The following is a 15,523-nucleotide window of genomic DNA, read 5'->3' as shown; positions in this document are numbered from 1 at the left end:
CGGCATAGGCCGGCTTTTTTGTGTATGAAGGAATTTGAATTAATTAATCGCTACTTTAAAGGTCGCGGTATAACTCGTCGCGATGTTAATTTAGGGATTGGTGACGACTGTGCTTTGGTGACTGTGCCGCAAAATTGCCAGTTAGCTATTACCACAGATACACTTGTTGCGGGCGTGCATTTTTTTGATGATATAGCTCCGCGCGCGCTAGGCCATCGTGTACTTGCTGTAAACTTAAGTGATCTAGCGGCAATGGGCGCTGAGCCGACCTGGGTTTCGGTTGCTTTAACATTGCCAAATATAGACGTCGAGTGGTTGGAAGAGTTCACCGAGGGCATGCATGAAATTGCTGAGTACTTTAATGTACAAATTATCGGTGGTGACACTACACAAGGCCCTTTAAGTATTACTATTTGCGCCAAAGGTATTGTGCCAGAAGGTAAAGCGCTACGTCGTAGTGGTGCTAAAATAGGTGATTGGATTTATGTTACTGGACCTCTAGGCGATGCGGGTTTGGCTATAGAGGCTCGAAAACAAGGTTTAAATATAGCGCCAGAACACCTAAGATATGTTAATCAACGGTTTGATTATCCAACTCCGCGCGTTGCTGCAGGTCAAGTTTTACGTGGTTTTGCATCTTCAGCGATAGATATTTCTGATGGTTTATTAGCTGATCTTGGCCATATAGTTGGTATGTCACAGGTCAATGCGAGCATTAATGTTAATAATATTCCAACCTCAGATGCAATGCGCGCTACTTTAAAGCGAGATCAACAGCTGCCTTTTATTCTTAATTATGGCGATGATTATGAGTTGTTATTTACTGTACCTGATAGTAATAAAAGCATGCTAGAAATGAAATTACGTCAATATGGTGTCGATGCGAGCTGTATTGGTCAAATAAAAAGTGGTGAAGGGCTAATTGAGCTAATGCTCGACGGTAATAAATTAGAATATGACCGTACAGGCTTTGAACACTTTACCAAGGAGTCGGTTTGAATAACCCCTCAAAATTTAATTTAAAACGTCCACATCAATTTTTTGGTTTGGGTTTTGGCTTAGGACTAGCACCTAAAGCCCCCGGTACTTTTGGCACGTTTGCAGCATTGCCGTTTATTTTTATCACTATGCATTATCCACTGTGGTTACAAATAGTTTTTGCTGTAGTTATAAGTGTTTTTGGGATATGGGCATGTGGCAAAACCGCAGATGACTTAGGTGTGCACGATCATCCTGCGATTGTGTGGGATGAAGTTGCCGGGTTTTACATTACCATGATTGGTGCTGCGCTGAGTTGGCAATCTCTGTTAGTTGGTTTTTTATTGTTTCGCTTTTTTGATATTTTTAAGCCTGGCCCTATTCGTTTACTTGATAAGCGTGTGCATGGTGGTTTTGGCATAATGGCTGATGATATTTTAGCGGGTATATTTTCATTAATTTGTGTTCAAGCATTGTTCAAATTGGGCTATTTACCGCTCTGATCGTCTTAGGTTTAAAGCTTTATATTAAATAGTTCATTAAACAAAGCAGCGTTGGCGTTTATAGAATCACATGGATGGGGAAATGGTGGTGCAGGAGCAATAGTCGAATAGTTTTAGGATTATTTTTTTGATCACTATAATCGACCACTTGCTTAATACAATTGGTATTCGTTCTTTGCAATAAGGTGTTGACGTTATGATGCGATTTTTATTGGTTGTTACCGTGCTGCTATGCAGTATGCCGAGCAAGGCATCAATTACAGACTATGTTGTAAAGCAATGGAATACACAAAATGGTTTGCCTTCACAATCACTTAAAAGTGTTGTGCAAGATGAGCAGGGTTATATGTGGTTGGGTACTCAATTTGGTCTGAGCCGCTTTGATGGTAACACCTTCACCAACTACAACACCTTAAATAGCCACTTTTTGCCAAGTAATGGTATTAATAAATTGTTAGTCGATAGCGATGGTTATTTATGGATTGGTACCAAAGATGGTATTGTTGTTATTGATCCAACCACCATGGCTGCGCAACAATTTAATGTTAAAGGCCCTGTACGAGATGTACTCGAAGATGGTAAAGGGAGCATCTGGATTGCTGCTAATGGCTTATATTATGTGCCTCGAAACCAAATTAGTTTAAGCCTAGATACAAGTAATCAAGTCTTAGCAGCAAACGCTACCCCTATCACACAAATTGTTGGTTCAGTCAGTAAAATGGCCTTGTCATCAGATGGGATATGGCTAGTAAATGAACGTCACTTATTACGGTTAACTAACTCATCCTCTGATTTTGCTAAATTACGCTTAGAACTTACTGCTAAAGTCTCCTTACCTGAACGATTAGCACAAACGATTATTCACGACTTAGCTTGGCTTGAAGGTAACTTGTATTTGGCTTCCGAGTTAGGCGCTTACTTTTTAGACCTTGATGATGAACTAAGATCTTTTCCCCTCCCAAATGCAAATAATTCTGCTGTTTATAAATTTATGAGTGACTCTGATGGGGCGCTCTGGATTTCAACGTACGGACGTTTATTGTTTAGGGATAATTCGGGCGACTGGCAATGGGTTGAACCCAGTCAGCTTGACCAAAGTATTTGGTTTGCGGACTTATACCGTGATAAAGAAAACAACATTTGGCTTGCCAGCTTTAGTGAGGGGTTATGGCTTGCTCATGAAGGGAGGATTGAACGTCATTCTGCAATATCACAAATGACAGAAGCCGTTATGGCTATTAGCCAAGCACCGGATGGACGATTATGGGTCGCTAATCGAAGTGGCGTAGGCTACTTTGATTTAGATAAAAACTTTATAAATAAAATACCGAGCAATCAATATGGCCGCGCGGCAGTTCATGATTTACAGTTTGATGGCGATAGACTTTATATAGCGACAGGGCGAGGTGTTTTTTTCTATGAAAATAAAACCTTATACACAGTCCCTGGGCGAGCACTAAAAGATAACCCTGTATTTGCGATCAGTCGCTCCAACAAGGGAGGCTTTTGGATTGGGACAGGCCGAGGTATGTATAGATTGAGCTACGGTGGTTTAACACCCTTTGCTTACAATGCATTTTTAGGCAGTAAGTTTATTACTTATGTGCTCGATAAGGCAAACTTTGGTCTTATAGGAACAAGTAAAGGGGCATATTATTTTACCGATCGTGGTATTGAAAAAATAGGTGATCAAACAAGCTTAGAAAGCGCCTATATTACGAGTATCTTACATATAGATGGTGTAGGTATATTAATAGGTTCGTTAAATGATGGGTTATTTTATCGCAGCGCTCAAGGGCAGTGGCATCAACTTGATGCGTCAAATGGCTTACCATATGGGTCGATTTTTAGTTTGCGTTACGATGAAAAACTAAAGCGTATTTGGGTTAGCACCATGAAAGGTGTGTATCGAATGCCGGTTGAGCAATTTAGTGGCGACATTGAAAGTTTAAAAGTAGAGCAAGTGATATCTTCTTTTGATCGCCAATTAGATGGTAAAGCAAGTCAGTGTTGCACTGGTTTAGGTCATGATGCTGTTGCTGAATCAGGTAATTCGATGTGGTATCCGAGTTTACAGGGTGTTGTTGAAATACCTAAAGATATTGAACTCTTCGGTATTAAACCTTTACGTCCAAAAGTCGAAAGTTTAAATACAGGGTTACGTACACTCGCTACGGCAGCTTTAGGAGATAATCCTGAGCTTGAAACCGATGAGCGGGATATTACGCTTAAATACACAGCGATTGATTATTCTGCGCCGACGAGTATTGAATTTAGGTATCGACTTAGTGGTTTAGATAGTGATTGGCGTTATGCCAATACTCGTCGTGAAGCCATTTATACTAATTTACCGCCAGGGCCATTCTTATTTCAACTTGAAGCAAAGCGACAAGGTGAAGATTGGGTTAAGGCTCAAAGTACCGAATATGCGTTTGTAGTACCAAGACGTTTTGATGAAACCATTTATTTTAGGTTACTCATTACCAGCAGCTTTATTTTGTTATTCTACCTTGTGTTCTGGGTGTTTAGAAAGCAAGAACGACGTAAGCAAGCAGCTCTTGAAAGTCAGGTAACTGAGCGCACAACAGAGCTACGTGAAGCTAATGATAAGCTTAACCAAGTTAACTCCCAGCTAAAACTTGTAAGTCACTCAGATGAACTTACAGGGCTTAGGAGTCGTCGCTTTTTGTTTGATCAATTACCAAAAGATATTGAGCATTTCCAACGTAATTCTCAGTCGTTACAAGCGCAGGGGAAATCTTTAGTTTTACTTATTATTAATTTTGATAATTTTAGCCGCATAAATGATGCTTATGGCCCGTTAGGTGGAGATAGTTGTTTACAACAAATGGCTGCATTATTGAATACCCGTACACAGGGCTCTGATTATGTTGCTCGTTGGAGTGGTGATGAGTTTTTATTATTACTACGAGATTTCAAACGTGCATCAATTGATAGTTACGTATCAGAGTTGTGCAAAGCCGTTGCCTCTCATACCTTTAAATTACCCAATGGCAGTAATATAAATTTAACTGCATCAATCGGTTTTTCATTTTACCCATTACCACTTTTAGGTGGGCAAGTAATTGGCTGGGAAACCTCTGTCAATCTAGCAGATATTGCTCTACAGCAGGTCAAAAAGCGTGGTGGTGACGGGGCTGCTAATATTACGTTTGATGAACAGCTTGATGCATTTGAATTTGAACAAACTCATAATGTTGAACAACAACTCAGTGTTTTACAGGCAAATGGTCTCGCCGATATAAAAATTTGGATGCGATAAGGCAATTTAAAATATAAAAAAGGAGCCCTTAGGCTCCTTTTTTATTTCTGTGACATGAGGAAATTAATCAGGTAATTAATCAATAAACTGTTTAATTGCAGTGAGAATACCTTGCTCTCCTAGCCCCATTTCATCATGCATTTGCTCTTGTGTACCATGCTTGATGAATTCATCTGGAATACCTAAGTTTAAAATGTTAGCGGTTGCTTTCATAGCTGCTAAATATTCATTAACCGCAGACCCAGCACCACCGACAATCGCATTATCTTCAAGTGTAACGATAACATCATGCTTTGCTAATAATGTGTCTATTAAGACGGTATCAAGCGGTTTAACAAAGCGCATGTCAACGAGACTAGCACCTAGTTCATCTGCGGCTAATTGTGCATTTTCAAGTAACGTACCAAAAGATAAAATTGCGATTTTAGTCCCTTGTTTAATGACTCGGCCTTTACCAATCTCAAGTTCACTCATTTGCTCACTGATCTCAGTCGTGCCAGCACTACCACGAGGATAACGAACCGCAACAGGGCTGTTACAACGATAGCCGGTATACAACATTTGACGGCACTCATTGGTGTCACTAGGTGTCATGATAATCATATTTGGAATGCAACGCATGAAACTTAAATCGTATGCGCCTTGGTGGGTTTCACCATCAGCGCCAACAATACCCGCACGGTCTATAGCAAATAGTACAGGGAGATTTTGCAGCGCAACATCGTGAATGAGCTGATCATACGCACGCTGTAAAAAACTAGAGTAAATTGCAACAACCGGTTTCAGCCCTTCGCATGCAAAACCAGCCGCTAAAGTAACAGCGTGTTGTTCAGCAATGGCAACATCAAAATATTGTTCCGGATACTCTTTTGAAAATCGAACCATGCCTGAACCTTCACGCATGGCCGGGGTAATTGCCATCAACTTTTCATCTTGGCTTGCCATATCACATAGCCAATCGCCAAATACTTTAGAGAACGTGGCTGCGCTTGGTTTTGATTTTGGTAGGCTTGAAATAGCAGGGTCAAACTTAGGTACGCCATGATAGCCAATAGGATCAGCTTCAGCTGGTTTATAGCCTTTGCCTTTTTGAGTTTTAATATGCAGTAACTGCGGGCCTTTTAAATTACGCATGTTACGTAGTGTATCAACCAGCATATTCACATCATGGCCATCAATTGGGCCAATATAGTTTAAACCGAGTTCTTCAAAGAAAGTTCCCGGGATAACCATGCCTTTAAGATGCTCTTCCATTCGACTGGCTAATTCCTTCACTGGTGGCACACCAGATAAAAGTTTTTTACTACCTTCGCGAATATTTGTATAAAAACTGCCAGATAAAATCCGTGCAAAATGATTAGTTAGTGCGCCAACATTTTCCGAAATCGACATTTCGTTGTCATTCAAAATGATCAACATGTCAGATTTAACATCACCTAGGTGATTCATTGCTTCAAATGCCATACCCGCAGTAATTGCCCCATCGCCAATAACAGCGACGGTTTTACGGCCTTTCCCTTCTTTTTGAGCAGCAATCGCCATTCCTAATGCTGCTGAGATTGAAGTACTTGAGTGACCAACACTAAAAGTATCGTATCGGCTTTCTTCGCGAAAAGGAAAAGGGTGTAAGCCATCTTTTTGACGAATGGTATGCATTTGGTCACGCCGACCAGTTAAAATTTTGTGCGGGTAGGCTTGATGGCCTACATCCCAGACTAAACGATCATCAGGTGTGTTATAAACATAATGAAGTGCTACTGTAAGTTCTACAGTGCCTAAGCCTGACGCAAGGTGGCCACTGCTTTGCGAGACTGAATTAAGTAAATATTCACGCAACTCATTGCTAAATGCAGGTAATTTTTCTTGCGCTAAATCACGCAGTTGGGCTGGTTCATCAACCAAACCTAATAATGGATACTTGCTACTATCAAGTGTCATGATTTTTAATACATCCTTCGCTAACCAGAGGTCATTATAGCGCAATGTTACTCTGATTTTTTAGTTATTTTGTACGTCATTGTTTACTCATTGTTGAGCTATATTTAATAATCGCGTTCAACAATATATTTTGCCAAGTTTTCGAGCTCACGTGTATCAGCATCAATTTCAGCTAGCGCATTGAGTGCTTGATTGAGTAATGATTGTGCTTTTTCTTTTGCGCCATCTAAGCCCAATATTGCAGGGTAAGTTGCTTTATTTGCTGCGATATCAGAGCCTTGTGGTTTTCCGAGTGTGTATGTATCGCCTTCAACGTCTAGGATATCGTCTTGTACCTGAAAAGCCAACCCAATTGCATTTCCAAAAATTCTTAGCTGTTGTAGTGTACGCTCATTTGTATTTATAGAACACATGGCACCTAGCGCTATAGCGCAGTTTAATAATGCACCTGTTTTTAAATTATGCATGCGTTCGAGTTCAGATAAGCTAATCACTTTATCCGTAGCAGCAATATCTAACGCTTGCCCACCAACCATACCCTCAATTCCAGATGCTTTAGCCAATACGGCAATCATTTTTAATTGTTGCTGAGCAGGCACTTTAAATTGATGATTGGCAATTAATTCAAATGCTAATGTTTGTAGTGCATCACCTGCCAATATAGCTTGTGCCTCACTATACATTATATGGCATGTTGGCCGACCACGGCGCAAGTCATCATCATCCATTGCAGGTAAATCATCATGTACAAGCGAATAACTATGAATACATTCTATGGCAGCTGCGAGAATATCAAGATCTTGTTTGTTTGCGCCTAGCATTTTCCCCGTGGCGTATACCAAAAATGGGCGTATACGTTTGCCACCATTTAAAACACCATAATGAGTTGCATTTTTAATGGTTTCGTCTGTATCTAGAGGCTGTTTAAAATACTGATTAAGGGTTGTTTCAACATCGTGTTGAGCCTGTTTTATTTGTTCTTTTAATGGCACCGATTAATCCAAATCATTATCAAAAGTTGTAAGCGCTGATTGGTTATTATTACCCATTAGAATAGCTACTTTTTGCTCTGCTTGTTGTAGTTTATTCGATGATGCCCCCGCTAGTGAAATCCCACGTTCGAACTGTTTTAATGACTGCTCAAGAGATAACTCTCCTTGCTCCATTTGTGTGACGATTAATGAAAGTTCTTCGAGTGCTTGCTCAAAACTGAGGTTTTCTGGTTTTTTAGTCGCCATACAGAATTTAACTTAGATGATAGAAATTTGAGGCCAATTTTAGGGGGAATGCTAAACTAGGTCAAAGACTGATGTGTTTTTTTTAATTAATAATTGGTTTTGCTCGTAAATACATTGGAGTATAAGAATAGGTTAATGCGAGATTTACTGTAATACTTAATTAAATTGAACAAAATACAGCTCGATATTCTTAATTTATTTATATGAAATGATTTAAGTATTTCAATAAATTGCCGATAAGCGCTTAATAATAAAAATTTGTTGTCAGTGGCAGCAATGTATCGATTCCTCTGGAGGGATAAGTGGATTTAGCAACCATAATAGGTATTCTCGGAGCTATTGGCTTAATTGTCATGTCCATGTTTATGAGTAGTAGCGGTGAAATGGCGATGTTTTACAATACACCGTCAGTGGTTATCGTATTTGGCGGTTCACTGTTTATTGTTTTATCTAACTTTACAATGTCTCAGTTTCTTGGAATAGGTAAAGTTGTAACCAAAGCATTCATGTTTAAGATTGAATCTCCTGAAGAACTTATTGAAAAAGCAGTTGAACTTGCTGATTCAGCACGTAAAGGAGGGTTCTTAGCACTTGAAGAGGCTGAAATCCCTAACGGATTTATGCGCAAAGGTGTCGATATGCTTGTAGATGGCCACGATGCTGATGTTGTGCGCGCTACATTACAAAAAGATATTTCTTTAACCCTTACTCGCCATGAAACGGGGGCTGGTTTATTTAAATCACTGGCTGATATAGGCCCTGCAATGGGTATGATTGGTACGCTCATTGGGTTAGTGGCAATGTTGTCAAACATGGATGATCCAAAAGCGATAGGACCTGCAATGGCGGTAGCGCTTTTGACCACATTATACGGCGCATTTTTAGCGAACGTTGTAGCAATTCCAATTCAAGTGAAATTAGAGCTGCGTAAAGAAGAAGAAGCAATGAACCAGCGTTTGATTCTAGATGCAGTTTTGGGTATTCAAGATGGCCAAAACCCAAAAGTAATAGAAGGTATTTTGAAAAACTACTTACCAGAGTCAAAACGTAAAGTGGATACTGAGGAGTAAGCATGTCTGATCAAGAGTGCAAATGCCCACCACCTGGTCTGCCCGCATGGATGGGAACCTTTGCTGATTTAATGTCATTGTTGATGTGCTTCTTTGTACTTTTGCTCGCGTTTTCTGAAATGGATGTCCTCAAGTTTAAGCAAATTGCGGGTTCGATGAAGTTTGCTTTTGGTGTTCAAAATAAAATAGAAGTTAAAGATATTCCAAAAGGAACGTCCGTGATTGCCATGGAGTTTACCCCCGGTAAACCTGAGCCAACACCTATAGAGACAATTCAGCAACAAACCGTCGAAATGACACAGCAAATGCTAGAGTTTCAAGCGGGCGATGAAAGCTCTGCAGGTGGTCGTCAAGAGCAGCGCGGCGATAAGCGCGGTGGTGAATCTCAAAGTACTGCACAAGAGCAGTCATCAGAGCAATCAACAGCGGCGGCTGATCAAGAACAAGTAAATGAACTCGTTAAAAAAATTGCTCAACAGTTGGAGCAGCAAATCATAGATGGTGCAATAGAGCTTGAATCACTTGGTCAGCAAATTATTATTCGGATCCGTGAAAATGGTTCATTTCCTTCAGGTAGCGCATTTTTACAACCTAAATTTAAACCAATTATTCGTGATATTGCGACGTTATTAAAAGATGTGCCAGGTGAAATTACAGTCTCTGGGCATACCGATGATTTTCAAGTTTCTAATGAGTTATATACCAATAATTGGGACTTGTCATCTAAGCGTGCCGTTGCCGTTGCCACAGAAATGCAAAAAGCACAAGGGTTTGATAAAACAAGAATGATGGTTGTTGGTCACGCAGAAACCCGCCCATTAGTGCCAAATGAAACGGATACTGATAGACGCCGTAATCGGCGTGTTGAGATTTCTATAATGCAAGGTAAAGCGAAAGAATCAGATCCAATAGAAGTTCGTTAATGATACTTGGCAAAGTACTTTTTTTAGCATAAAGTAAATTTTCCTTAACAAGTGTAATGGAGTGACTTATGAGAAAAATAGACAAGTATAGCTATATGCCAGGTAATGGCGGTGGCAATGACGATGATGATAAGAAACCAGATAAAAAATAGCTATGGCTGATTGGTTTTTGAAGTTTATTTTAATTTTGGAAAATAGCTGGGTGTTTATTTTAAGCCCAGCTATTTTTGTTTTCTATTTACGTAAAGATTTTTTTGCACTTCGTTTTGTTTCGATAACCGCCGCTTTTTTTCTTTACGGTACGCTTATACACGATCCTTTAAAAAATTTAGATGACGGTATATATGTATATCGGTATGTCGTTTGGGCATTCAATGATCTAGCTTGGATGGCATTAATTGCATATCTAGCCATTAAAGATAAAGTGTATTTATGGCAAAGCATATTGGGGCAATTAGTGGTTTTAGGGGCCCCAATTTTACAGTTGTTTAGGCTGCTTGATCGCCACCTTTGGGATCTTTCATATAGTACTATGATGTATAAAACATTATTACCTATTATAAACATAGCTACGGTGGTTGTGTGTTATCTACCATTAATATATTTAGTTTTAAAAAAACGCGATATGACCTCACAAGCTTAATAATTCCCCATCTAATTTACCTGTGCTAAAATACTGTTTATATAAACAGTTGTTGTGGCGCGTTATTATGAAATTATACATTGCTGAAAAACCCTCACTTGGTCGTGCAATTGCCGATGCGTTGCCAAAACCTCATAAAAAACATGACGGCTATATTGAAGTTGCTAATGGTGATTGTGTTTCTTGGTGTATAGGCCATTTGCTAGAGCAAGCAGAACCAGATGATTATAACGAGCAGTATAAAAAATGGCGTTTTGATGACTTACCTATCATTCCACAGCAATGGCAGTTAAAGGCAAAACCTAAAACTCGTAAACAACTTACTGTACTTAAAAAATTAATCAAACAAGCTGAACAGCTTGTTCACGCTGGCGATCCGGACCGCGAAGGTCAGTTACTGGTGGATGAAGTAATCGAACAAGTAAAATTATCACAAACTAAAAAGCAGAGTATTCAACGCTTATTGATTAGTGATTTGAATGTGAGCGCAGTTAAAAAATCATTGCAAAATGTGCGCTCAAATCGAGATTTTATTCCGTTAAGTGTATCTGCTTTAGCCCGCTCTCGAGCTGATTGGCTGTTCGGTATGAACTTAACGCGTGCCTATACACTTGCAGGTCAAAAAGCAGGGTTTGGTAATGTATTATCGGTAGGTAGAGTACAAACGCCTATTTTAGGTTTAGTGGTAAATCGCGATAATGAAATAGCTAACTTTATAGCGAAGCCATTTTATGAAGTATTTGCCCATCTAAGCACAGAAAATAAAGAGACATTTTCTGCAAAGTGGCAACCAAGTAAAGCCTGTGAACCTTATCAAGATGAAGAGGGAAGAGTACTTCACCGTGGACTTGCTGAAAATGTTGCGTCACGTATTTCTAATCAACCTGGTGAAATTACAGCGCTTGAACAAAAGCAGAAAAAACAACAGGCCCCTTTGCCATATAATTTATCAGCATTACAAATAGATGCTGCCAAAGCATTTTCAATGCCTGCACAAAAGGTATTGGATATTTGCCAAAATTTATATGAGCGTCATAAGCTCATTACCTACCCCCGTTCAGATAATCGTTATTTACCTAAAGATCATCATCAAGAAGCTGCGAGTATAATAAAGGCAATTGTTATTAATGGTGGTCAAAGTGATGCAAATTGCCAAGGCGCTGATATTAACAAACGCGGTAAGTGTTTTAACGACAGTAAAGTTGCGGCGCATCATGCCATTACTCCTACAGCTAAGCAGCTAAAGTCAGTAAGTTTGAATGCGGAAGAAAGTAAAGTGTATGGATTGATCTGTCGTCATTATCTAATCCAATTTTATCCTGACTATATTTATAACGAAACAAAAGCAGAAATAACAATTAATGGTGGTGTTTTTAAAGCTAACGCAAAGCAAGATGTGAGTTTAGGTTTCAAAGTACTGATGGGAAAAACAGCATTAAAAGATGAGCAGATCTTACCTCCTTTAAGAAAAGGTCAAAAGTTACATTGTGAGCGGGGCGAAGTTATCGATAAAATGACCAGCCCACCGGCCCATTTTAATGATGCTACATTGCTTGGCGCGATGACAGGCATTAGCCGTTATGTTAAAGATCCAGAGATTAAAAAAATATTAAAAGAAACGGATGGCTTAGGAACCGAAGCAACCAGAGCGGGTATTTTAGAATTGTTATTTAAAAGGCAATTTTTAAAGCGCCAAGGCAAACTTATTTTAGCAACTGATACAGGTAAGGCATTGATCAGTGCGTTGCCACACGGTTTAGCCAGTCCAGATTTAACTGCAAAATGGGAAGCGTCACTGAGCAATATTGCAGAACAACAAATGAGTTATCAACAATTTTTAAATCCTTTATTAGCTGATTTAGTAGGATTTGTTGAATTAGCCAAAAATTGTAACAGCAACGTGTTTGCGCAATTACCAAAAACGTCGCCAAAGCGACGTTTTAAAAGAAAAGCCAAACCAAAAGCCAAAACTGCATAAGTTTATTGGTTAAATAAAGCCACCGCTGCATTACTCATCGCGGTAATACCCGTTGGGATTGCAGTTTTATAGTCAGGAGCAAATTTACTGGAATGCAGAGAAGGTAAAGTTGCCCCTGATTTTTGAGCTGCTAGATAGTGGCCTTGCTCTACACCACCTAACCAAAATAAGGTAATAGGAATTTTTTTATCTGTGCGGCCATATAAGCCAAAATCTTCCCCAGCCATAACCGCTTCTGTTTCTAGTACATTACTCTGGCCAATTGCGGCGCTAATCGCACTGCGTACAAGATCAGTTTGAGCTGGATTATTATAAGTTGAAGGGATCGACTCATCTTCGTGTACATAAACAACGGGTAATAACTCTTCAGTTAAGCCCGCACTAAACGCAATACCACTACTAATACGTTTGATCGCTGCAATTTGTTGCTCGCGAATTTTAGGGTTATAACTACGTAATGTTAGTTGTAGTTTCACCTCATTTGAAATGACATTATGTTTTGATCCACCATGGATTGAGCCTACCGTAATTACTGATGGTTCAAGAGGAGATAATTCACGACTAGTAATTGTTTGCAGCGCCAAAATTATTCGTGATGCAATCACCACAGGGTCAACTGTCAAATGTGGATAAGCGCCATGACCACCTTTACCTTTGACAGTTATATCCACTGAATCTACACTTGCCATAGTATATTCATTCTTCATGCTTACTTTACCAGCAGGAACACCGGCACTAACATGTAAAGCAATTACATGATCAGGAGTAGGGTATTTGGTGAATAAACCTTCTTTAAGCATCGCTTTTGCGCCGCCACCTACTTCTTCTGCAGGTTGTGCCACCATCATCAAAGTACCTTGCCAAGCACCTTTATGCAGCATTAACTGTTGTGCAGTGCCGATAAACGAACTCATATGAATATCGTGACCACAACCATGCATTACTCCAACCTTAGCCCCTTCGTCATTTATTACTGTGACCTTTGATGCGTAAGCTTTGCCCGTTTGTTCTGTAATTGGCAAGCCATCGGTATCAGTACGGATCATAACTGTTGGGCCATCACCATTTTTATACATGCCAACGACACCGTAGCCGCCTATGTTATCGGTAACTTCAAAGCCAAGCGTCCGTAATCTCTTTGCAAGCTTAGCTCCCGTTTGTTGTTCATGGTATGAAAGTTCGGGTGATTGGTGTAAATCTAAGTAAAACTTTTCAATAGCAGGCATCGTTTTATCTAATTCCAGATCTAACGTTGTTGAGCTTGCAAGTGGACTAAGCAGTATAAGTGCAGCATATAGACTATGAAATTTCATAAAATACCTTTTTGGTTTATGGCTTGTAATTATTATGTTTGCCTCCATATAAAACCCTAAATAGTCTGATATGGCAATCAATCGCAATGAATAATATGGTAAATGTTAATCCGCAAAATCTTCAGCAAGTTCTGGGTGAAACATCACAACAAAAACTAGTTCTATTAAGCTTTTTCTCAGCACAAAGCCCTGAGTGTCAGTCTCAAGCTGCTATTTTACAAACAATAGCAAAAGATTATGGTGACTATATTTTGATCGCCACATTAGATTGTGATGCAGAGCAAGCACTCGCAGCACAACTAGCACAGCAAGTTGGGCTGCAAACGTTACCAACATTAGTATTATTGAAAGATTCAGCCCCAGTCGATGTATTAGCTGGTGCACAAGCTGAAACTCAAATAAGAGAAGCATTAAGTAAGCACTTACCACAACCTCACGAAATGTTGTTAGAACAAGCCAAGCAAGCACTCATTGCACAAGATTTAAATCAAGCGTTTAATTTTGCTAAGCAAGCGTATGAATTGGATAACACCAATGCGCGTATAAAATTAGTATTAGCAGATATCTGCATTCAAATACATAAGCTCGATGATGCACATGCATTATTAGGCTCGGTGGACGAAACAGACCGAGATGCATATTTTACAAATATTCAAGCAAAGTGTGAGCAAGCTCTTCAAGCACAAGAATCGCCAGAGCTAAAAGCACTTCAAGCGAAAGTTGAAAAATACCCTAATGATCTTGAATTAAAAGTAGAGTTAAGTGCAGCATACGATCAAGCTGGCAAGAAAGAGCCTGCATTAGAATTACTCTTTACTGTATTGAAAAGAGATTTGAACTTTGCCGATGCCAAAGTAAGTTACTTAGCTATTATAGCCTCTTTACCCGATGGTGATAGTTTGGCTGCTAAATACAGAAGAAAGCTATACAGTATCTTATATTAATCAATTTATAGCTGAATTTTAGAAAGCGCCAAAGTGGATGGCGCTTTTTTGTATTAAAAACTTGCGAAATACTAATAATCGACAATACTGAAGATCCTCTTTGAGAACGTTGGTATGTATTTTATACAGATAACTTAGGGTTTTATGCTGTTTAGCTCATAAACTGAACGAACGGTGCGTTGTTTCAAGTTTTCTTTAAAAAACGCTTGCGTAAAATCAACCGCGCCCTATAATGCGACCCCACTGAGACGGCAGACAGCAACGCTTAGCGGGGCAAGAGTTAATCAGTGAGTCGAGTAAAACTTGAGTTTGAATTTTTATAAAGTTTAAATTTAAGTGTTGACAAAAAAATAGGAAAGCGTAATATGCGCAGCCCTAGCGAGATAAAGTTTAACTTTAATCGCAACGTTCTTTAACAATATAAAGCAATCATCTGTGTGGGCACTCGTACAGATTGAGTTCTAACAGCCGAACTTAAATTTCTTTTTAGATAGGTAAGCAAGGCAAAAAATTTAGAGTCTCAATGTGATTTCTCGAAAGAGAAACTGAGTGACCAACAGAATAGTTATTTTTAATAATTATTCGGCACAGTCAATTCAATATCGAAAGATATTAAATAAATTCAGAATTCATTGAGCAGGTTCTTCATTCTTTATTGGATGAGAACAGAAAAAACTTTTAATTGAAGAGTTTGATCATGGCTCAGATTGAA

General features: G+C 39.3%; 12 protein-coding genes. 8 read left to right on the top strand and 4 right to left on the bottom strand.

Annotated features, from left to right (window positions below; translation table 11 throughout):
- Positions 1-24 precede the first annotated feature (24 nt).
- The 3 genes from thiL to A7967_RS15875 all read left to right on the top strand — a co-directional run bounded on the left by thiL (position 25) and on the right by A7967_RS15875 (position 4,764).
- Positions 25-999, top strand: a complete 975-nt coding sequence (gene thiL, locus A7967_RS15885) for a thiamine-phosphate kinase (RefSeq protein WP_054206151.1) — start codon at positions 25-27, stop codon at positions 997-999.
- Entirely contained in the window at positions 996-1,481 is a 486-nt protein-coding gene (locus A7967_RS15880; RefSeq protein ID WP_054206150.1) for a phosphatidylglycerophosphatase A family protein, read from the top strand. The genes thiL and A7967_RS15880 overlap by 4 nt, the downstream gene beginning before the upstream one ends.
- Positions 1,482-1,677: 196 nt before the next feature.
- Entirely contained in the window at positions 1,678-4,764 is a 3,087-nt protein-coding gene (locus tag A7967_RS15875) for a ligand-binding sensor domain-containing diguanylate cyclase (RefSeq protein WP_054206149.1), read from the top strand.
- A gap of 75 nt (positions 4,765-4,839) precedes the next feature.
- On the opposite strand, the gene dxs is transcribed toward A7967_RS15875, so the two are convergent.
- The 3 genes from dxs to A7967_RS15860 form a co-directional block, all read right to left on the bottom strand.
- Positions 4,840-6,702: a 1-deoxy-D-xylulose-5-phosphate synthase gene (gene dxs / locus A7967_RS15870; RefSeq protein WP_054206148.1), complete on the bottom strand. Its 1,863-nt coding sequence runs from the start codon at positions 6,700-6,702 to the stop codon at positions 4,840-4,842.
- 104 nt (positions 6,703-6,806) lie between these two features.
- Complete coding sequence (gene ispA / locus A7967_RS15865) at positions 6,807-7,694, bottom strand: (2E,6E)-farnesyl diphosphate synthase (RefSeq protein ID WP_054206147.1); 888 nt, start codon at positions 7,692-7,694, stop codon at positions 6,807-6,809.
- Positions 7,695-7,697: 3 nt separating this feature from the next.
- Positions 7,698-7,940, bottom strand: a complete 243-nt coding sequence (locus A7967_RS15860; protein ID WP_054206146.1) for an exodeoxyribonuclease VII small subunit — start codon at positions 7,938-7,940, stop codon at positions 7,698-7,700.
- 302 nt (positions 7,941-8,242) lie between these two features.
- On the opposite strand from A7967_RS15860, the gene pomA reads away from it, so the two are divergent.
- The 4 genes from pomA (at position 8,243) to A7967_RS15840 (ending at position 12,554) form a co-directional block, all read left to right on the top strand.
- Positions 8,243-9,010, top strand: coding sequence for a flagellar motor protein PomA (gene pomA / locus A7967_RS15855; protein WP_054206145.1), 768 nt, complete (start codon positions 8,243-8,245; stop codon positions 9,008-9,010).
- 2 nt (positions 9,011-9,012) lie between these two features.
- Complete coding sequence (locus tag A7967_RS15850) at positions 9,013-9,933, top strand: flagellar motor protein MotB (RefSeq protein ID WP_054206144.1); 921 nt, start codon at positions 9,013-9,015, stop codon at positions 9,931-9,933.
- A 154-nt stretch (positions 9,934-10,087) separates the two neighbouring features.
- Positions 10,088-10,576 carry a hypothetical protein gene (locus A7967_RS15845; protein WP_054206143.1) on the top strand — a complete coding sequence of 163 codons (489 nt, stop codon included), beginning with the start codon at positions 10,088-10,090 and terminating at the stop codon, positions 10,574-10,576.
- A gap of 67 nt (positions 10,577-10,643) precedes the next feature.
- Complete coding sequence (locus A7967_RS15840) at positions 10,644-12,554, top strand: DNA topoisomerase III (protein WP_054206142.1); 1,911 nt, start codon at positions 10,644-10,646, stop codon at positions 12,552-12,554.
- A 2-nt stretch (positions 12,555-12,556) separates the two neighbouring features.
- On the opposite strand, the gene A7967_RS15835 is transcribed toward A7967_RS15840, so the two are convergent.
- Positions 12,557-13,867, bottom strand: coding sequence for a M20 metallopeptidase family protein (locus A7967_RS15835; protein ID WP_054206141.1), 1,311 nt, complete (start codon positions 13,865-13,867; stop codon positions 12,557-12,559).
- Between the two features lie 86 nt (positions 13,868-13,953).
- On the opposite strand from A7967_RS15835, the gene A7967_RS15830 reads away from it, so the two are divergent.
- The gene (locus tag A7967_RS15830; protein WP_054206140.1) at positions 13,954-14,811 is read left to right on the top strand and encodes a tetratricopeptide repeat protein; all 858 of its coding nucleotides are present in this window, start codon (positions 13,954-13,956) and stop codon (positions 14,809-14,811) included.
- Positions 14,812-15,523: the final 712 nt, after the last annotated feature.

Origin of the sequence: Pseudoalteromonas neustonica (genome assembly GCF_001653135.1) — a bacterium.
Lineage (GTDB): Bacteria > Pseudomonadota > Gammaproteobacteria > Enterobacterales > Alteromonadaceae > Pseudoalteromonas > Pseudoalteromonas neustonica.
The sequence above is the reverse complement of the archived record's forward strand: the minus strand, read 5'-3'. Positions and strand labels throughout refer to the sequence as shown.

Excerpts from the sequence above, each read along its gene's own strand:
- thiL (WP_054206151.1), top strand. The coding sequence starts at position 25 with ATGAAGGAATTTGAATTAATTAATCGCTACTTTAAAGGTCGCGGTATA.
- A7967_RS15875 (WP_054206149.1), top strand. The coding sequence starts at position 1,678 with ATGATGCGATTTTTATTGGTTGTTACCGTGCTGCTATGCAGTATGCCG.
- dxs (WP_054206148.1), bottom strand. The coding sequence starts at position 6,702 with ATGACACTTGATAGTAGCAAGTATCCATTATTAGGTTTGGTTGATGAA.
- A7967_RS15860 (WP_054206146.1), bottom strand. The coding sequence starts at position 7,940 with ATGGCGACTAAAAAACCAGAAAACCTCAGTTTTGAGCAAGCACTCGAA.
- A7967_RS15850 (WP_054206144.1), top strand. The coding sequence starts at position 9,013 with ATGTCTGATCAAGAGTGCAAATGCCCACCACCTGGTCTGCCCGCATGG.
- A7967_RS15845 (WP_054206143.1), top strand. The coding sequence starts at position 10,088 with ATGGCTGATTGGTTTTTGAAGTTTATTTTAATTTTGGAAAATAGCTGG.
- A7967_RS15840 (WP_054206142.1), top strand. The coding sequence starts at position 10,644 with ATGAAATTATACATTGCTGAAAAACCCTCACTTGGTCGTGCAATTGCC.
- A7967_RS15835 (WP_054206141.1), bottom strand. The coding sequence starts at position 13,867 with ATGAAATTTCATAGTCTATATGCTGCACTTATACTGCTTAGTCCACTT.
- A7967_RS15830 (WP_054206140.1), top strand. The coding sequence starts at position 13,954 with ATGAATAATATGGTAAATGTTAATCCGCAAAATCTTCAGCAAGTTCTG.